Below are 19,095 nucleotides of genomic sequence, written 5' to 3'. Positions count from 1 at the left end.
CAGTCGAATTATGAAAAAGTTAATCACCATCATAGCCACGGCGGGAATATTGGCAACCTCCTGCTCAGATTTTCTTACCGAGATACCGAAAGATGAGATTGCGCCCAGCCAGTTTTTCAAGAACTCCGATCATGCGTACAACGCAGTCAATGCCTTGTACCGCTCCGGTTTGCCTTCGCTGTTTAGCGGCGGGGTATATTCCGGTTCACGGATCATGTTTGGCGCCTACACGTCGGGGCTCGTAGATAATGAATATAAGGGGCAGGAAGTGCATGTACAGCATGCACAGCAACTGACCCTGAACCCTGTCAATATGTCAAGCTACCTCGGAGGGATCTGGCGAGATTTATACCTGGGTATTTCACGGGCCAACAATGCCGTCAAGTACATCCCGACAACGCCGGGCTTGCCCGAGACAGAAGCAAATAAGCTGCTGGCCGAAGCACGGTTCTTCCGTGCATTGAATTATTACTACCTCGTGCGTTTTTTCGGAGGAGTACCACTGATTACCGAGCCCTACGAAAGCTTGGAAAACCTGTACGTGGAGCGAGCTTCAGTGGGCGACGTATACACCCTAATCGTTGAGGACCTTCAATATGCATCGCAGGAAGGGAACTTGCCCAATACCACCATGGGCAGCAACGGCAATCGGATTACGCAGGGTGCCGCTACCTCGTTATTGGCAGAAGTATATCTTACGATGAGCGGATATCCGTTGCAAGCCGATCATTATGCCGACGCCGCACAGCAGGCCCGGTCGTTGATCAGCGACGGTGTGTTTAATCTAACTCAGCACGACCGGAACGGCGCAGGGGCGGTCATTCCCGCAGCGAGCGCATATAATAAAGCCCGGTTGGCAGATAATTTGCAGAATGAACACATCTATTATTTTGAATACACGGTGGGTATCGCCAATTCTGGTTACGCACAATGGGCGTTTCCGACGAATATTTCTCCGGAACTCGAGTATGCCATTGCCAACAATGCCTATGCGCCTACGCCAAGCTTATTGGCAGCCTACGACCCCGCTGAGGATCTCCGGGGGCAGGAGAAGCAATATTTCCATTCTTCGTTCACGAAAGCAGACGGCACCGTGGTCAATTTTCAGAAAGCACCGTACCTTTGGTATGACGAAGAGGCCGCATTCGAAACCGCAACGTCCGACAAGGACTTGCCGATCTATACCTATGCCAATGTGTTGCTCATCGCTGCGGAATCCATTGCCCTGTCTGAAGGAGTCACCGCTGAGGCAGTAGACTACCTGTCCCAAGTACGTGCACGTGCCTATTGGAAACAGTCTGCCGAACAGATAAAAGCCCAATTGACCGGCTTAACCCCCCAGCAATTTGTGGCCGAGGTATGGAAGGAGCGATTGCGCGAGCTTATTTTCGAATTTCATGTCTGGTTTGATATCCAGCGTACGCGGCAATTTCCAGTAACCGATGACGGCGAAATTACCTTTGTCGATGTCGTTGGTCACCGGAATAGTTTTGGCGCTACCTATGCCGAAAAGCATTTGCTATATCCCATACCGGACGACGAGATACAGCGTAATCCTGCTCTTGACCCAAATCCGGGATACAGCGAGACCGATTGATGTCATGCGCTCACGGGTTCGATTTTCCACCCCGTCTGCGGTATTTCGCAGCGGACGGGGTGTTCCCATCAAATCCGGTGCAAGGTTAAAAATGAACCTGTGTTAACGGTTTGGCGGTTTGCCGCCTGCTTTCGACGGTATAAATAAAACTATCTGCCTTATAGTAGCCAAGATTATATTCCAGGGGGCGGTCCGCCTGATCAAATACCTGCCTTTTGCGAAAAAGGATGGCTGCACCAACTTCCGTTTCCAGTTTGTCGGCAAGGAATTTATCAGCCGCCAAAGCGCTGATTTCTTCCTTGGATAAATCTGCGACGGTGTGGTAGTCCGTTTCCAGAATGTCGTAGAGCGGTCGTTTGAAATCCTCCTCACCGGTCAGTCCGATGCGCGGATGGAAATAGGAAACAAAATACACAAACGGCTCCTCCGGACGGCCGCGTACGCGTTCCAGTTTCAATATTTTCTGATCCGGATCAATGTCGAAGAAATCCACCAGGCCACCGTTGGGAAGTTCCCATGAAACGTGGAACTCAAAGTTCTTGACCGGGATGCCACGGGCGGCCATCTCCTGGGAGAAGCTAAGCCAGTTGTTAGACCTGGAGCTGAACTTTTTATTGACTACTTTGGTGCCAACGCCTTTCTTCCTGACCAGCAACTCTTCAAACACAAGCTTATTGATTGCTTGCCTTAACGTCGCACGTGATATCGCAAGCCGCTTGGCTAAATCCACCTCATTCGGCAAAAACTTACCCGCTTGGTACTCCGGGCTTTCGATGAGCTTTCGTAGCAAGTTCTCCGCTTGTACATGCAGCGGTATCGGGCTTTTATGATTGATTTTTAAATCCAATTTATCTGAGAATGAAACAGAAGCTAATTTATAAAATAATTTGGTTTCTTTTAAAAAAAACTTACATTTGCATATGTATATACATATAAACATTCTTAAAATATCTTTGATAACTTGTGTTGGTTAGATTTAATTTAATATCGCTTTATGTATATACATTATAATGCAAAAACGGTCAGCTTGACAGTTCGGGTACGCGTACGCTTTGATGCCTCCGAGCAATTATAGACGAGATCTGCCTGCTGTGCCGGAATCGGATAGCCTTAAATTATTAACTGAGAAAAATGATACCAAATATTTTAAGCGTCATTAGTGGTTGTTTGTTGGTTGTGTTGACTTGCAGCTTCAAAATCAGCGACACAACGGTTGTTTGGCAGATCGGGAAACCGGATGCCAGCGCGGAAGAGTTTGCACTTTCAGGGGGTAACTATGAAAAATTTCTGGATCATGACTTCGGCTGGGAAGATCGATTCTACCTAGTCGGAAAATCGACCCCTGCGAACGATTTTCCGTATGTCTTACCCGGGCCCGATGACGCATGGGGAGGTACGAGCAGAACAGCCGGTATACGGACGCATGTGCTGAATATACTTTTCAGCATGAAATCCGCTCCGCAGCAAGGCGATTGGAAGCTGGTGATTGATGTGTTGGACACTCACAAAGACCACCCGCCTTATTTGAAGGTAACGGTCAACGGGCAGTCGTGGAGATTTATGTTGCCCAAAGGAGGAGGCGACAAACCGTTGGTAGGAGATGATGGAAAGCGCCTCAAGCATACGCTTGAAATCCCATTGGCGGCAACCTTGATCAGAAATGGAGGGAATGAAATCAACCTGACCAGTTTGGAAGGATCGTGGCTCATTTTTGATGATATTAGGTTAGAAGGTCCGCAAAATGCGATGGTAGACCGGGAAATCGGCCGGGCGTATCTTCGCCAGGTAGCGCCGGCGGATTACCAACTGCAAGAGCCCGATGTCCAACCCTTGTTGGTAGATATCGAACATCTGGAGGGGGCGCCCAACATTCAGGTAGACGTGGATGGGAAAACGATCCTTAAACGAACCCTGGAGCAGGGCCGTTATGTTTTTGAAGCGCCAATGCCGCCCGTTCCATCCGCAAAACGGAGCAGTTATCGGATTTCAGTGGATGGCAAAACGATCGATGAAGGGTACATCACCCGATCGCCCCAAAAGCGGGCCGATTTCGCTGACTATATCGACACCCGTATGGGAACGGCACATTCGCGCTGGATGATTGCGCCGGGCCCGTGGATGCCTTTCAGTATGGTCAAGCTGAGTCCGGATAATCAGAACCCGGGATGGCAGTCGGGTTATGATCCGGCTTACGAAAGTATCGGTACCTTTAGCCACATCCACGAATGGACCATGGCCGGATTGGGCATCATGCCCACAAACGGAAAACTGAAGACGAAAATAGGCGATCAGTCCATCTTTAAAAAAGACAGTACCATTTATCGGTCATCGTTTGATAAATCAAGTGAGGTGGCGGACGTGGGATATTATAAAGTAGAACTGGCTGATTATGGAATACAAGCTGAACTGACATCCACTACGCGATGTGGCTTCCAGCGTTATACGTATCCCGGGAGTACGGACTCCCGCATAATGATTGATCTGAAAATTCCGGCAGAGTATAAATACGATATACTGGATAGCCGGATTACCCGGGTCAGCAGCCGCAGGATCGAAGGATACAGCAAACAACAATCGAAACACATTTGGTCGCGGGATAGTGATCAGGATTATACCCTCTTTTTCGTCATCGAGTTTGACCAGGATATGACCAATTTCGGCGGATGGATCAATGAGGAGGTTGTTAACGATCGCGAAATAACTGCTCAACGCCCCGATCGTATGGGATATTTTGCCGAATTTGATACTCGAAGCAATCCTATCGTACAGGTTCGCTCCGCCATCTCCTATGTTGATATCGAAGGTGCCCGGAAAAATTTAAAAGAAGAAGTAGCAGGGCCGTTCGGATGGGATTTTAATGCGGTGCAGGAACATAACCGCCAAGCCTGGAACGATATACTCTCTCGTATCGCCGTCCAAACCAACGATCAACGGGAGAAGGTCCGGTTTTATACCAATATGTACCGCTCTTACTGCCGGAATATGTTCAGCGATGTGGATGGGCGTTGGGTAGACGCCGCCGAGAAAATCCAGCAATTTGATGATCCCGACGCGGTTGCCTTAGGCTGTGATGCCTTTTGGAATACGTTTTGGAACCTCAATCAACTGTGGAACCTGGTCACGCCGGAATGGTCATCACGCTGGGTAAAGTCCCAGCTCGGCATGTACGATGCCAACGGATGGTTGGCCAAAGGCCCCGCAGGAATGGAGTATGTTCCGGTGATGGTTGCCGAACACGAAATTCCCCTGCTTGTCAGTGCCTACCAAATGGGAATACGAAATTTCGATGTGGAAAAAGTGTTTTCCGCCGCCAAAAAGATGCAGACTACCCTGCCCGAAAAGGTTGGCGAAGGGCTTGCAGGCAACCGTGACCTCGCGGCCTACTTGGAGCATAAGTATGTACCGGCCGATAAGGGGCGATTTTCCAATACCTTGGAATATTCCTACGATGACTGGACCGTGGCACAGCTGGCGAAAGCCTTGGGTAAGGAAGCGGATTATGAGGCGTTTAAAGAACGTGGAAACTGGTGGCAGAATGCCATCGATCCGGAAACAGGTTATGCCCGTGTGCGATACAGCAATGGGGATTGGGAAAAAGACTTTGATCCCTTTAGGTCGGGAGGCAACCGTCAATATGTAGAAGCAAATGCTTGGCAAATGACGTTTTTTGTGCCGCAAAATATGCCTTCACTAGCAGAAATCATCGGAAAAGACCGGTTTATCGAACGTCTTACCTGGGGGTTTGAAGCGAGCGAGCCGCTGAGGTATAACGCGCCGGGAGACCAGTACTGGGATTTTCCGGTGGTGCAGGGCAACCAGCAATCCATGCATTTTTCCTATTTGTTCAATTGGGTGGGGCAGCCCTGGCAGACACAGAAATGGAGCCGGTCCATTATGGATCGCTACTATGGTCACGGGATTTCCAATGCCTACCTGGGCGACGAAGACCAGGGCCAGATGAGTGCTTGGTTTGTAATGAGTGCACTGGGCTTGTTTCAGACCGACGGCGGCGCCCGGCAGGAGCCTATCTATGAAATCGGTAGCCCGATTTTCGAGCGCGTCGATATTAATCTCGGCGAACGGTACGGACGGGGCAAACGATTTACCATCATTGCAACGAATACCTCAAGGGAAAACCGGTACATCCAGCAAGCCCGGCTGAATGGGAAGCCGTTAGAAAATTGCTGGTTCCCCGCATCGGAATTGTTGAAAGGAGGAGAGCTGGAGTTGGAAATGGGCCCCGAGCCCAATGTCGATTGGGGAACCGCGGTTAATCCGCCAGTAAGTCAATAAATAACCGTTATTTAATTAAGATAGCATGAAGCTAGCCGGATTTTTGTTGACAGCAGCCGTTGTCACGATTACCTGTGGAACCCCGACGCATACCGATCGTGCGTTGGCCTCCCGGATCCAGAAGGATACCCTCTTGCAAACCGTTAAATCCATGGCGCGGAAAACCGTTAGATCCGGATTTAACGCAGGTGATGGATACGCCGAAGTTTGGATCCGCGATTATAACACCTTCATTGCGTTGGCTACCGAAGTGCACCCGGCGGAAACGATCAAAGAGAACGTTCGTGTCTTTTTCCGCTTGCAGGGTGAAGATGGAAACATTGTGGATGGTTTTATACCGAAGATTCGTGCCCATGGCTCCAACGTTGGATATACGTATATCTATACCCCGTTGGAGCCCAATTATGCCGGCCACAAAAACACCGTGGAAACCGATCAGGAAAGTTCATTGGTGCAGGCCGTATATAAATATGTAACAACGAGCGGGGACCTGGCCTTTCTGCAAGACACCATCGGCGATCAGACCGTTGCCGAGCGGCTGGAGCGCGCAATGGATTTTCTCATGGACCATCGGTATAATCGGGATTACGGGTTGTTATGGGGTGCCACCACGGCAGATTGGGGGGATGTACAACCTGAACATTCGTGGGGTGTATACCTGAATGACAGCACACACTATGCCATCGATATTTATGACAACGCCATGTTCCTTGTAGCGTTGGACAACTTAATGGTGCTCTTGCCCGAGGTAAAGGCAAAGTGGGGGGTGGTCCGCGAACAGGTGGCCCAACAGTGCATGAACCACCTGTGGAACAGCGAACGGGAGAAGTTTATTCCGCACATCTACTTGAACGGCTCGCCCTTTCCAGGGGATTTTGACGAAGAAGCGATCTATTACCACGGTGGCACGGCCGTGGCCATAGAGGCCGGATTGCTCACTAAGGTACAGGTAAAGCGAGCGCTAAGCCGTATGATCGCCAATGTCGATGAATCGGGAGCAGCAACCATCGGACTAACCCTATATCCCACCTACCCGAAGGGCAGTTTCAAAAATCCCGGAATGTATCCGTATGGCTATCAAAATGGAGGTGATTGGGACTGGTTTGGCGGCCGGATGATCCAGCAACTCATGCGCTACGGGTTTGTAACGGAAGCGTATGAACAGATACAGCCAATGTTGCAGCGTGCGGTCGATCACAACGGCTTCTACGAATGGTATACCGTGGATAATCAGCCCAAAGGTTCGGGTACCTTTCGAGGATCCGCAGGTGTACTTTACGATGCCATTCTCCTGTTTGAAGAATTTGCATCAACAATTCACTAACGTGATCTGGTACCCCATCCACGTACTGACCGGCGCTTGATGATGTAATCGACTGTCGGTCGGTAACGATGTATATATAATAGTAATTTATAAATTTATGTCAATGAAATTAAGAGGGAACGGTGAGGCGCAGGAGGAAACGATGACAACGGGCGCCTCCTCAACGTTGCGAAACACGAAACAGGAAATCATGCCGGCAGAAGTGCGAACGGTGGACACGGAAGGATATGAAATTTATCCTGCCTACGCACTGGACAACGGCAGAATTTATAAGGGTTATCATTCGCTGGCCCAATGGGTGATGGAGCAGAAAACGGTCGTCATTGATGGGTATATCGGTAATTTCTGGGAGCACATTGCTGCGAATCTGACCGTTGAATTGGAAAAACTGGGAGTCCAGACCCATTGCTATTTCATGCATGATTTTCTAAAACTCGAAGCGGAGATCGAACGGCTGGTAGCACCCTTTTTGGGAAGCGAGGATTCGGTTTGGGGCACAAAGACCTCACTCAACCTGACCGATTTTTATCGATGGGACGCCCTGGCGGACCTTCAGCCGGATTCAGACTACACCGTAAATATCCTGATCGGTACAGGTGCCGCGCTAAGCGAATGGGACGCATCGGTGATTTATATCGATTTGCCCAAGAATGAATTGCAGCACCGCATGCATGCTGGGACGATCACCAATTTGGGTAAATTTTCTCCTGAAAAACCAACGGCAATGTACAAACGATTTTACTTTGTAGATTGGGTGGTTTGTAACAAGCATAAAGAATCTTTGCTGCTCCGTACGGATGTATTGGCAGATGGCCAGGGGATTGACTGGATTACATGGGCTTATACACCGGATATAGTAAACGGTTTAAAATCGCTTTCCCAGTCGGTATTCAGACCGCGCCCTTGGTTTACGCCGGGCTCCTGGGGAGGGCAGTGGATAAAGGAACACTTTCACCAGGTGAATCAGGAAGAACCCAACTACGCTTGGTCGTTCGAGCTCATTGCTCCTGAAAATGGCTTGGTTTTCGAAAACAGAGGCGTCCTGCTGGAAGTCTCGTTTGATTGCTTGATGATAGTTGCCGGGTCGGATGTTTTGGGTAAACACCATCCGGATTTCGGTAACGAATTTCCCATACGGTTTGATTTGCTCGATACGTTTGAGGGGGGCAATTTATCGATCCAATGCCATCCTTCATTGTCGTACATCAGGGAAAACTTCGGCGAGACGATTACACAGGACGAGACGTACTATATTCTGGATTGCACACCCGATGCTAAGGTGTACCTAGGCTTCCAAGATGACATTGATCCAGCAGCTTTCAGGCACGAACTGGAAAGCAGCGTGGAAAACAATACCGAAGTGACCATCGGTAAGTATGTGCAGACTTTTGCCGCGGCAAAACATGACCTGTTTCTGATCCCGAACGGTACGGTGCACAGCTCAGGAAAAAACAACCTGGTGCTTGAAATCAGTGCGACGCCCTATATTTTTACGTTCAAGATGTATGACTGGTTAAGCAAAGATCTAAATGGCGACCCGCGCCCAATCAGTATCGAACATGCCTTCAACAACCTGCGGTTTGATCGGAAAGGACAACGGATAGCGCATGAGCATATTTCCAAACCCTATATTTTAGTGCAGGGCGAAGGCTGGAAAACGGTCCACCTGCCTACGCATGAGGCGCATTTTTATGATGTGCACCGCATCGAATTTAAAGAGGAAGTAACGGTAGAAACCCGTCAGGTTTGTCATGTGTTGATGCTGGTGGAGGGCACAGCGGTTTCGGTGCAGGTAGGCGATCGAGAAACAGTGTTCCGTTTCGCGGAAACCTTCGTGATCCCGGCAGCGGTATCGCAGTATACACTGGTCAATAACGGTAGCGGCATTGCTAAGGTGGTTAAAGCGTTTGTTAAAGACAATCATGGATCAACCTCGTAAACTTCCGAAAATTCTTTGGTTTGCCTGTATCGTCGCGGCGCTGGGAGGCTTTCTTTTTGGGTTTGACATGGCGGTGGTGTCCGGGATACTGCCGTTGGTCACAAAACAATTTTCACTCGCTGCTTTCCAACAGGGGTGGTTTGTTTCCTCGGCGCTTGTGGGTTGTATTATAGGCGTGGCGATGTCCGGCGAGCTTGGTGATCGATTCGGTCGCCGTCGGATTCTGCTGCTGGCGGCTGTCTTATTTATGGTATCTGCCTTGGGATGTGGGCTGTTACCGACGTTTTCATCCATTATTGTGGCGCGTATCTTAGGAGGGATAGGCGTAGGCATTGCTTCCAGCATGGTGCCGTTATATATATCTGAAATTGCACCTGCCAAAATCAGGGGCCGGTTGGTAACGTATTACCAACTGGCCGTGACATTCGGAATCTTGGTGGCGTACCTGAGTAATGCGTTTCTCGTAGAGACTGCACTCGGTACAGTGGACAACGTGTCCGGATGGCTCGGTGTATGGTTCCACGAGGAAGTATGGCGGGGAATGTTCATTGTAGGTGCGCTGCCGGCGCTTGTGTTTGGGTTGGGATTGCTGGGTGTTCCAGAAAGTCCACGCTGGCTCCTGCAAAAAGGACAGACGGTTGCCGGAATGGCATTACTCACCCGGTTTGTGGGTGAAGAAGAAGCAACCGCGGATTTGGAAAGCAGGCAGCGCCAGGGACAACGCCGGTCGTCCTATCGGGATTTATTTTCGTCGCAATTGCGCAAACCACTCTTACTCGGACTGCTCCTGCCGTTCTTCTCCCAATTCTGTGGAATCAATGCGATTATTTACTATGGTCCAAGTATATTAAGCACGACCGGCGTAAGCTTGTCAAGTTCATTGCAAAGTCAGATTATTTTTGGTGTGGCCAATTTGGCGTTTACGCTGATCGCCGTATGGAAAGTGGATAAGCTGGGCAGAAGGCCGCTTTATCTGGTAGGAACGTTGGCGGCAGCGTTGAGCCTGCTGGTAGTCGGGAGTTGCCTCTATGGAGAAAATACACAAGGGCTGTTACTCCTTTTTTCAGTCATTGTATTCTTGGCCAGTTTCGCATTTTCGATCGGTCCGCTGAAGTTTGTAGTAGCGGCCGAGATTTTTCCTTCTCACATTCGGGCAAAGGCGATGGCGCTCAGTATCCTAGTTATGTGGGTGGCCGACACGGTGATCGGGCAATTGACGCCCCTGCTGCTGGAAGGCATCGGTACTGCTTTTACGTTCTGGTTCTTCGCACTATGGTGTATGCTTGCCTTTGTTACCGTTTACCGGTTGTTGCCCGAGACGAAAGGCAAATCGCTTGAGGATATCGAAAGCGAGTGGCTGGAGAAAAACAAATAAGTTGCGGGCTAATTACGGCGCCCGAAGCTTATTCCCCCTGGCGTTGTTCCTGCGCCTCTTTTTTGCGGAGCTCGAAATTGGCTGCTGCCACACCAGAGCCATATTTGGTTGAAACATACATCGCTGCGGCAGCAGCGATGATAACAAGGATAATGCCCCAGACTCCTTTGCGCTTATCCTGTTTCATTAACCAGATAAGGAAGGCGATGAGAGGAATCGCAAAAATCAAAATAAAAAACCAACTGGTTCCAATCATGTTACAAAGATCGTAATTTGTTTTCTGTATTTCTGTTTTTTTGTTTTTTCGATGTGAATAAGACAAAAGCGCGGAAATAAAAACGTAAAAAAATGCCAAATTATAAAAATATTTTTATTAAATTTGGCACCTTAATTGCGGAATAGCCGTGATAAGCATTTAGGATGAACACAAAAAATATAATAGCTGTATCTACTGCATCATGCGTTCAGCATTATGCAACCTGCTTTTTGTGTGGAATTTCAACCGCCGAAAGACCGGTACTCCGGTTCCGACGACCCATATTGCCCCGGGCTTAATAAGGGGCATTCTCTTCGAACACGTATGGCAAAGAGTCCGAAGCTATACTTTACCAATATTCTTGAAGTAATTAGTATTAAAAAAACACAACGTCAAGTTGGTTGTTTTCAATTTTCAGGGTCGTATATCCAATGGAACTTTCAGACTTTATGATCATCCCGGCGACCGAGCAGTATGTCGGTTATGCCCAGCAAATTTGTGACGAAATGGCCGAATCGGCCAAGGCACGTGGCACAGGCATTGCGCGTCGGAGCCCGGAGTACGTGGCAAACAAGATGCGGGAAGGCAAGGCGGTGATCGCGTTGCGAAAAGCTGATAAAGTGTGGGCGGGATTTTGTTACATCGAAACATGGAGCCATGGCGATTTCGTTGCCAATTCGGGTTTGGTGGTCAATCCGGACTTTCGTAAAGTGGGCTTGGCCAAGGCAATTAAAAAACGTATCTTCGACCTCTCCAGGGAAAAATACCCGAAGGCTAAGATTTTCGGCCTGACAACCGGATTGGCCGTGATGAAAATCAATTCGGATCTAGGCTATGAGCCGGTCACCTATTCGGAATTGACGCAGGACGAGGAGTTTTGGAAAGGGTGCCAAAGTTGTGTCAATTACGACATCCTGACGATGAAGCAGCGTAAAAACTGTATGTGCACGGCAATGCTTTGGGATCCCGTGGAGAAAGAAAAAGAATTGCGCGAACGGATCGAAATGAAAGCCAAGGCCAAGGAGCGTTTAAAACAGATTACGAAGAAATCTTCGCTCTTGAAACGGATCGAAGCCAGGCTTTGGAAATCCACGAAAAAGATGGTTACCGCATTTGTTGCCCGCTATCCGAAAACAGTATAGTTGTAGATATCAATAAATAATCAATGGACAAAGTCGTATTAGCGTTCAGCGGAGGATTGGATACCTCCTTTTGCTGCATTTATCTATCCAAAGACAGGGGATTGGAAGTACATTCCGTTATTGTAAACACCGGAGGTTTTTCGGCGGATGAACTGGTTCAGATTGAGAAGAGGGCGTATGCGCTGGGTGTAAAGTCTCATGCCGTGGTGGATGAAACGCAGAACTATTACGACCATAGTCTCAAGTACCTCATTTTTGGCAACGTACTTAAAAATGCAACGTATCCGCTTTCAGTGAGTGCAGAACGGGTAAGCCAGGCCACAGCCATCGCCAATTACGCGAAAAAGATCGGGGCAGAATATGTGGCACATGGCAGTACCGGGGCGGGCAATGATCAGGTACGGTTTGACATGATTTTCAATATACTGATCCCTGAAGTAGAGATCATCACCCCTATCCGCGACCTCAAGCTTAGCCGGGAAGAAGAGATCGAGTACCTGCATAAACATGGGGTGGAATTCAATGCCGAAAAAGCGAAATACTCGATCAACAAAGGCATATGGGGGACGTCCGTGGGAGGTAAAGAGACATTGACCTCTCATGATACGCTGCCAGAAGAAGCATGGCCGACTCCGGTTACTTCGACTGAACCCCGCCGCGTTACCATTGAGTTCGAAAAGGGCGAACCGGTGGCATTGGATGGTAACCGTATCGGACCTGTAAAAGTAATCCAAGAGCTACAAGCCATTGCCCAGCCGTATGGTATCGGCCGGGATATCCACGTGGGCGATACCATCATCGGTATCAAAGGCCGGGTAGGTTTCGAAGCTGCAGCACCGCTCATTCTGATCAAAGCGCACCATACGCTGGAAAAACACACACTTACCAAGTGGCAGCTCAGCTGGAAAGACCAATTGGCCGCATTTTACGGTAACTGGATGCATGAAGGGCAAATGCATGATCCGGTGATGCGTGATATCGAGGCATTCCTGCAAAACACCCAGCAAACCGTGAGCGGAAAAGTATTTGTCGAACTGAATCCCTATCGGTTTACCATAATCGGCATCGAATCTTCACACGACCTGATGTCGAATAAATTTGGTAGCTACGGAGAAATGAACAATACATGGTCTGGAGAAGATGTAAAAGGGTTTTCCAAGATATTCGGCAATCAAGTGTCTATTTGGCACAAGGTAAACGGACGGTAGGAACAAGAACCGTGAGAATAAAAATGAAAGGACATTAAATGGACAATGTTAAGGTAGGCATTATTGGCTCGGCCGGTTACACCGGTGGGGAGCTGTTGCGCATACTGATTAACCACCCGCATGCAGATATTGTGTTTGCGCATAGCGCGAGCAATGCTGGAAAGCAGGTTTCGGATGTTCACACCGATTTATTGGGCGATACCGATTTAAGGTTCGCTGAGACGTACCATAGCGAAATAGACGTACTGTTCCTCTGTGTCGGTCATGGAGACGCACGGAAATTTTTAGATGCCAATACATTTTCTCCCCACATTAAAATCATCGACCTTTCACAGGATTACAGACTGCAGGCAAATACAGCCTACCAAGGAAGAGCCTTCGTATACGGCCTTCCCGAATTAAATCGGGAGGCGATCCGGTCGGCACGGTATATTGCCAATCCCGGTTGTTTCGCTACAGGCATTCAACTGGCGCTTCTGCCGTTAGCGGCTAAGGGACTGCTTTCAGACCAGATTCATATTAATGCAACAACAGGCTCCACAGGAGCCGGGCAGAAGCCATCAGCCACGTCCCATTTCAGCTGGCGCAGCAATAATCTTTCTATTTACAAGGCGTTTGAACATCAGCACCTGCAGGAAATCAGTGAATCGTTGGATCAGTTGCAACCGGGATTTCTTCCCGGCGGTGAAGGCACGTTGCTGCAACGCGCCATGGCGCGTATTAATATCATCCCGCAGCGGGGCAATTTTCCCAGGGGAATTCTTTCCGCTATTTATCTGGACAGTACGCTGAATGAAGATGAAGCGTACGCGCTCTATGAGTCCTTTTATGCTGAACATCCATTTACACATGTCAGCAAGGCCAATATCGATCTGAAGCAGGTGGTTAATACGAATAAATGCCTGCTGCACCTGGAAAAGCATGGTGATAAGTTGTTTATTATCAGCATTGTAGATAATTTGCTGAAAGGGGCCAGTGGACAGTCCGTTCAAAACATGAACCTCCTATTTGACCTCGAAGAGCGTGCAGGCCTGAGGCTGAAGAGCGTCGGGTTTTAAGCATTGCTGGAATAGAACTATCATGTTAAGGCATAAGGGGAAAGGCCGGACCTATTCCCACAATCTCAAACTGGCGTCATTATTATCCGGAGTGGCCGGCATGGTTAATATATGCGGCGTGTTTGCATTAGGTACACTAACCACCAACGTTACCGGGCATTTTGCTTACTTCGCCGAAACGTTGTTTCTGCAAGATTTCAGTACTGCGCTGGTGTTCATGGTTTATATCTTGTTTTTTCTGTTGGGCGCATTTGTATCGGGGCTATTGACCGAATCGGTGAGTGGACGGTTCCACACAGCCTATGTAATGCCGCTGGCGCTTGAAATCGTGATACTTTGCGCGGTGACGGCGTTCGGTGAGATTTACTATGGTACTGACAGGTCTCCAATCGGCGCCTTAGCGTGTGCACTCTTGTTTGCAATGGGACTGCAGAATGCATTGGTCACACGCGTTTCCCAATCGGTAGTACGGACTACCCACCTCACTGGATTATTTACGGATTTGGGAATTGAACTGGCCCAACGACTCATCTACCGAGGTAACACCGAACGGACGCGGTTGCGCAAAAGTATCTTTCTGAAACTAATGATCATTATCGGCTTCTTCTTTGGAGGAATTGCTGGCGGTTACCTCTACCAATACCTCCAACTGAGGGCCCTGCTTTTGCCCGTGGTAGTATTGTTATTTACACTCGGATATGACGAGTTACTATTCCGGTTCTATCGTTTGAAACGTAAACTACGGTCGAAAGCAACGTGAAGGCCCTGACTCAATGCCTAAACACCTCATCCAAGCTTTCAAAAATAGCACGCTTGGCTTTTTCCAGTTGGGTTTTGTTGTGAGCTGCTGACACAAACCCCACTTCGTAACCCGAAGGACCGAGGTAAACCCCGCGGTTGAGCAACTCACGATGGAATGTTTTGTACAATTCCATGGTACTATGATCGATATCGCTCGCGGCACGGATGGTCGACTGATTGGTAAATGCGAACCAGAAAATGGATCCCACGTTGAATAAGGTTACCTTGTAGTTTTTTGCGGTAGCGTAACGCTGTACGGCCTCTACAAACTCGGCAGTTTTTTGGTTGAGGTTTTTGTAAAACCCACTGCTGCGCAATTCGGTGAGTTGCGCGATTCCGGCAGCCATGGCCACTGGATTGCCAGACAGCGTTCCCGCTTGATAGACGCCCCCATCGGGAGATATGCGGCTCATCAGTTCTGCTGAAGCACCGTAAGCCCCTACGGGCATACCGCCACCGATGATCTTGCCATAAGTAAGGATATCAGGCTGGACATCGTAATAAGCAGCTGCGCCCTCAAAACCCAATCGGAAACCGGTGATCACTTCATCAAAAATGAGAAGCGCGCCATTTTCTTTTGTGATGTTACGAAGAAAATGGATGTATTCAGGCTCTTGGATGAGCAAGCCGTTGTTGGCAGGAATCCCTTCGATAATGACCGCTGCGATCTGTCCCTTGAACTCCGAAAAAGCAGCCTCCACAGCTTCCCGATCGGCCAATGGAATAACAAGGGTCTCGTCGGCAAATGCTTTGGGTACTCCGGCAGACGAAGTCTCGCCGAAAGTGACCAGGCCCGACCCGGCTTTAACCAACAACGAGTCAGAATGGCCATGGTAGCATCCATCAAATTTGATGATTTTATCACGGCCCGTATATCCGCGTGCCAATCGGATGGCGGACATCACAGCCTCCGTACCGGAACTGACAAAGCGGAGTTTTTCGATATAACGATTGTGTTTGAGGATGAGCTCGGCAAGTTCATTTTCCAGCGCCGTGGGCGCCCCGAAACTCAATCCTTTTTCTAGCGTTTTAGTTACTTTTTCGCGTATTTTGGGATGGTTATGTCCTAAGATAAGCGGACCCCAGGAACAACAAAAGTCAATGAACTGATTCCCATCTGCGTCCCATAAAAAGCAACCGTCGCCCCGTTCGATGAATAGGGGAGTACCATGTACGGATTTAAACGCCCTGACTGGAGAATTTACGCCTCCGGGAAAATATTGTTGGGCTTTTTCGTAGAGTTCGGAAGACCTCTCCCTTGAAATATCACCTTTCTTTCCGGATGCAACAGCATTCTGTTCATCATTGCCGGCGAAAGCTTTCTTTAATGCATCTAACATGCTTCGTAACGCTAAAATCTAAAATGTAAATCTAATATCCTAAAATCAGATAGCTGACGTCTCCTACCTCTCCCTACAGCCACCTATTTTCCAGTACTTCCTTCGCGTGGTAGGTAAGGATAGCTGTAGCACCGGCCCGTCGTATGCCCAGCAGTACTTCCATGGTCGCGCGGCGCTCATCCAGCCAACCGTTGCGTGCCGATGCTTTGACCATCGCATATTCGCCGCTTACATTGTAAGCGGCAATAGGTAGATCAAACTGATCGTGGAGGAGTTTGATGACATCTAGGTAGGGTAACGCCGGTTTCACCATCAGGAAATCCGCTCCTTCCTGTGCATCCAGCTCGGCTTCGATCAAAGCTTCCCGTTGATTGGCAGGATTCATTTGGTATGTCTTTTTGTCGCCAAGTTTTGGGGCCGAATTGAGCGCATCGCGGAAGGGGCTGTAGAACGCACTTGCATATTTTGCCGTGTACGACATAAGTGACACATTGGAAAACCCTTGTTCATCCAGCACGCTCCGTATGTAGCCAATTCGGCCATCCATCATGTCGGATGGAGCAATAATATCTGCCCCCGCCTGTGCATGGGCCACTGCCATCCTTCCTAAAATTTCAAGCGTTTCATCGTTGAGGATTTCGCCATTTTCTACAATGCCGTCATGGCCGTCACTGCTATATGGATCCATCGCTACATCGGTAACTACGCACGCTTCGGGAAATTCTTTTTTCACTTCGGCAATTGCGCGGAGGTATAAGCTGCCTTCCCGCGTGGCTTCGGTGGCGTATCGATCTTTTAACGTTTCGTCAATGTTGGGAAAGAGATCAAAAGCATGAAGTCCCAGTTTCATGCAGGCTTCCACTTCGCGAAGCAGGTTGTCTATGGAATATCGGAAGATACCCGGCATCGAACTTACTTCTGACTTTACGTTGTTACCTTCCAGGATAAACAGCGGAAAAATCAGGTTGGCTGCGGTGAGATGTGTCTCCTGTACTAAATCACGTATCACCGCAGACTTGCGGTTTCTTCTCGGTCTTATCAGCATGTGTTAATAATAAAAAATCCTTCAGTAATCTAATCCAAATACAGCTTCTGCCAGCCCGATTTCATCCGGTGAATAAGGAAGGTTATAAGAAAGGCCTAATTCTTCAATTTTTTTAGCGGTGGAACGTCCTATGCAAATGATTTTCTGTCCGGGATCAACTAAGTTATCTACGAAATACGCTTCCACATTGGAAGGGCTGGTGAAAACCAGCACATCTGCATTAGACTTCGATACATTGGTGTCTATATGAGTCTGGTAAACCGGGAGGTTAATGGTTTTTGTATCGGCGGTCAACGATTGCTGAATGGTTTCCAATGAATCTTTGGCCCTCGGAATTAAAACGGTTGTTCCGGATGCGATGTTTGCGAATTCCGCAGCGATCTGTTCCATATTAATACCCAATCGTTCACCCGAAAAATCGGGTGCATGGCCAAACTGGCGCAGCATTTCCTCGGATCCCCGCCCAATCACCGCAAATTTTGTCCGCTTGCTCAGTCTCGGCTCCAGCCGGAAAAAGTTTTCAATGCTGTTTTTGCTACCAAAGAATATCCAATCTACATATTTGAGAATATAGGGGTCCAGTTTATTGATGATGGGGAATATTCGGATCAGCGACCGGCCTTCCACGGTAATGCCGCGGGCGGCCATTGCTCGGTAGAAATAATTGGACTCACTTACATCCCGTGTGATAAAGACATGGGAGGGCAGCTTGCGGTTTTTGTCAAACTTGTTAGCGATCCGTTCCGCCAATCCATCGGTGCTGTTTGCCGCTAGATACAGTCGGTCCGGAAACTCTTCGTCGCTATCCGCCTTGGAGGTCCACACCTCAAATTTGCCGTCTTGTTTACGGCAATAGCAACCCAATGGCGCATGGCATCCCGCATCAAACCGATTCAGGACTTCACGTTCCACGGCGATGGTCTCCGCCACCTCGGCATCGTTGATCAGCTGCAGTATATCGTATAACTCTTTGTCACTTTCTTTAATCTGTATGGCCAGTACGCCCTGGGCAGGTGCGGGAATGATCTCTACGGGAGGAAGCTCTTCTACATGGAAATCACTGAGATCTACTCCCACCCGAGTGATGCCGGCCTTAGCCAGCATAATCGCATCGTAATTTTCATCTCGTAGTTTTTCAATGCGTGTTAGTACATTGCCCCGTAAATCATCAAATTCGAGATCGGGACGCATAGCCCGCAATTGCGCCTTTCGGCGATTGGAAGATGTACCTACTGTAGCATTATGCTTGAGAGCAAGCCTTTTTTTAAGGTCAACGCAGTCTTTATGGATAATGAGTAACTCAGACGGATCTTCACGGGAGCTTACCGCAGCGATGGTCAACCCCGGTGGCTGTACCGTTGGCAGATCCTTGTGTGAATGTACGGCAATGTCGATCCCGCCTGTCAACAACTCCTCTTCCAGTTCTTTCGTAAAGAAGCCCTTGCCTTCCAACTTGTCCAAGCGTAGGTGCTGTACGATGTCTCCCTGGGTTTTGATGATTTTCAACTCGGCTTGAATACCGATATCCGCTAATTTGCTTTTAACAAAGTTAGCTTGCCACAAAGCGAGTTCGCTACCCCGCGTACCGATGATGAGTACACGGTCTATCGCTTTTGTACGCTCTTTGGCGATTTCCGTCAAGGGTTCCTCAATTAGCATAAGCAAACTTAGATAATTTATTGATATCGACCAATATTCTTTTTGGTGTCAATGAGAT

Annotated in this window: 14 protein-coding genes; 9 read left to right on the top strand and 5 right to left on the bottom strand. The window is 48.7% G+C overall.

What is annotated here, in order from left to right:
* Nucleotides 1-10: 10 nt before the first annotated feature.
* A complete protein-coding gene (locus BMZ56_RS16220; RefSeq protein WP_090628499.1) occupies nt 11-1,597 on the top strand; it encodes a RagB/SusD family nutrient uptake outer membrane protein in 1,587 nt (528 codons plus the stop codon).
* 85 nt (nt 1,598-1,682) lie between these two features.
* Here BMZ56_RS16220 and BMZ56_RS16215 read toward each other — a convergent pair whose 3' ends face one another.
* Entirely contained in the window at nt 1,683-2,444 is a 762-nt protein-coding gene (locus tag BMZ56_RS16215) for a GntR family transcriptional regulator (protein WP_090628868.1), read from the bottom strand.
* A gap of 284 nt (nt 2,445-2,728) precedes the next feature.
* Here BMZ56_RS16215 and BMZ56_RS16210 point away from each other — a divergent pair, with 284 nt between their 5' ends.
* From BMZ56_RS16210 to BMZ56_RS16195, 4 genes are all read left to right on the top strand, one after another.
* The gene (locus BMZ56_RS16210; protein ID WP_090628497.1) at nt 2,729-5,890 is read left to right on the top strand and encodes a GH92 family glycosyl hydrolase; all 3,162 of its coding nucleotides are present in this window, start codon (nt 2,729-2,731) and stop codon (nt 5,888-5,890) included.
* 25 nt (nt 5,891-5,915) lie between these two features.
* On the top strand, nt 5,916-7,214 hold the full coding sequence (locus tag BMZ56_RS16205) for a GH36-type glycosyl hydrolase domain-containing protein (RefSeq protein ID WP_090628496.1): 1,299 nt from the start codon (nt 5,916-5,918) through the stop codon (nt 7,212-7,214).
* Nucleotides 7,215-7,317: 103 nt separating this feature from the next.
* A complete protein-coding gene (locus tag BMZ56_RS16200; protein ID WP_245893267.1) occupies nt 7,318-9,153 on the top strand; it encodes a class I mannose-6-phosphate isomerase in 1,836 nt (611 codons plus the stop codon).
* Nucleotides 9,137-10,528, top strand: a complete 1,392-nt coding sequence (locus BMZ56_RS16195; protein WP_090628494.1) for a sugar porter family MFS transporter — start codon at nt 9,137-9,139, stop codon at nt 10,526-10,528. Before BMZ56_RS16200 ends, BMZ56_RS16195 begins: the two co-directional genes overlap by 17 nt.
* A gap of 28 nt (nt 10,529-10,556) precedes the next feature.
* Here the strand turns inward: BMZ56_RS16195 and BMZ56_RS16190 are convergent, their stop codons facing one another.
* Nucleotides 10,557-10,883: a hypothetical protein gene (locus BMZ56_RS16190; RefSeq protein WP_090628493.1), complete on the bottom strand. Its 327-nt coding sequence runs from the start codon at nt 10,881-10,883 to the stop codon at nt 10,557-10,559.
* A 332-nt stretch (nt 10,884-11,215) separates the two neighbouring features.
* On the opposite strand from BMZ56_RS16190, the gene BMZ56_RS16185 reads away from it, so the two are divergent.
* Genes BMZ56_RS16185 through BMZ56_RS16170 form a run of 4 tightly spaced genes read left to right on the top strand, consistent with a single transcriptional unit; the run spans nt 11,216 to nt 14,952 of the window.
* The gene (locus tag BMZ56_RS16185; RefSeq protein WP_090628491.1) at nt 11,216-11,926 is read left to right on the top strand and encodes an N-acetyltransferase; all 711 of its coding nucleotides are present in this window, start codon (nt 11,216-11,218) and stop codon (nt 11,924-11,926) included.
* A gap of 23 nt (nt 11,927-11,949) precedes the next feature.
* Nucleotides 11,950-13,134: an argininosuccinate synthase gene (gene argG, locus BMZ56_RS16180; RefSeq protein ID WP_090628490.1), complete on the top strand. Its 1,185-nt coding sequence runs from the start codon at nt 11,950-11,952 to the stop codon at nt 13,132-13,134.
* Between the two features lie 38 nt (nt 13,135-13,172).
* On the top strand, nt 13,173-14,192 hold the full coding sequence (gene argC, locus BMZ56_RS16175) for an N-acetyl-gamma-glutamyl-phosphate reductase (protein ID WP_090628488.1): 1,020 nt from the start codon (nt 13,173-13,175) through the stop codon (nt 14,190-14,192).
* 22 nt (nt 14,193-14,214) lie between these two features.
* Nucleotides 14,215-14,952: a YoaK family protein gene (locus tag BMZ56_RS16170; RefSeq protein WP_090628487.1), complete on the top strand. Its 738-nt coding sequence runs from the start codon at nt 14,215-14,217 to the stop codon at nt 14,950-14,952.
* A gap of 10 nt (nt 14,953-14,962) precedes the next feature.
* On the opposite strand, the gene hemL is transcribed toward BMZ56_RS16170, so the two are convergent.
* The 3 genes from hemL to hemC form a co-directional block, all read right to left on the bottom strand.
* Nucleotides 14,963-16,333, bottom strand: coding sequence for a glutamate-1-semialdehyde 2,1-aminomutase (gene hemL, locus BMZ56_RS16165; protein WP_090628485.1), 1,371 nt, complete (start codon nt 16,331-16,333; stop codon nt 14,963-14,965).
* A 73-nt stretch (nt 16,334-16,406) separates the two neighbouring features.
* Nucleotides 16,407-17,378 (bottom strand): porphobilinogen synthase, encoded by a 972-nt coding sequence (gene hemB, locus BMZ56_RS16160; RefSeq protein ID WP_090628484.1) that lies wholly within the window; start codon nt 17,376-17,378, stop codon nt 16,407-16,409.
* A 21-nt stretch (nt 17,379-17,399) separates the two neighbouring features.
* Entirely contained in the window at nt 17,400-19,037 is a 1,638-nt protein-coding gene (gene hemC / locus BMZ56_RS16155) for a hydroxymethylbilane synthase (RefSeq protein WP_245893266.1), read from the bottom strand.
* Nucleotides 19,038-19,095 lie beyond the last annotated feature (58 nt).

It is taken from the genome of Parapedobacter indicus (assembly GCF_900113765.1).
Lineage (GTDB): Bacteria > Bacteroidota > Bacteroidia > Sphingobacteriales > Sphingobacteriaceae > Parapedobacter > Parapedobacter indicus.
This window is presented reverse-complemented; position numbering and strand designations above follow the sequence as displayed.

Coding starts and splice junctions, on each gene's coding strand:
- BMZ56_RS16195 (WP_090628494.1), top strand. CDS start 9,137: ATGGATCAACCTCGTAAACTTCCGAAAATTCTTTGGTTTGCCTGTATC.
- BMZ56_RS16185 (WP_090628491.1), top strand. CDS start 11,216: ATGGAACTTTCAGACTTTATGATCATCCCGGCGACCGAGCAGTATGTC.
- argC (WP_090628488.1), top strand. CDS start 13,173: ATGGACAATGTTAAGGTAGGCATTATTGGCTCGGCCGGTTACACCGGT.
- BMZ56_RS16200 (WP_245893267.1), top strand. CDS start 7,318: ATGAAATTAAGAGGGAACGGTGAGGCGCAGGAGGAAACGATGACAACG.
- argG (WP_090628490.1), top strand. CDS start 11,950: ATGGACAAAGTCGTATTAGCGTTCAGCGGAGGATTGGATACCTCCTTT.
- BMZ56_RS16220 (WP_090628499.1), top strand. CDS start 11: ATGAAAAAGTTAATCACCATCATAGCCACGGCGGGAATATTGGCAACC.
- BMZ56_RS16210 (WP_090628497.1), top strand. CDS start 2,729: ATGATACCAAATATTTTAAGCGTCATTAGTGGTTGTTTGTTGGTTGTG.
- BMZ56_RS16205 (WP_090628496.1), top strand. CDS start 5,916: ATGAAGCTAGCCGGATTTTTGTTGACAGCAGCCGTTGTCACGATTACC.
- BMZ56_RS16170 (WP_090628487.1), top strand. CDS start 14,215: ATGTTAAGGCATAAGGGGAAAGGCCGGACCTATTCCCACAATCTCAAA.
- hemB (WP_090628484.1), bottom strand. CDS start 17,378: ATGCTGATAAGACCGAGAAGAAACCGCAAGTCTGCGGTGATACGTGAT.
- hemL (WP_090628485.1), bottom strand. CDS start 16,333: ATGTTAGATGCATTAAAGAAAGCTTTCGCCGGCAATGATGAACAGAAT.
- hemC (WP_245893266.1), bottom strand. CDS start 19,037: ATGCTAATTGAGGAACCCTTGACGGAAATCGCCAAAGAGCGTACAAAA.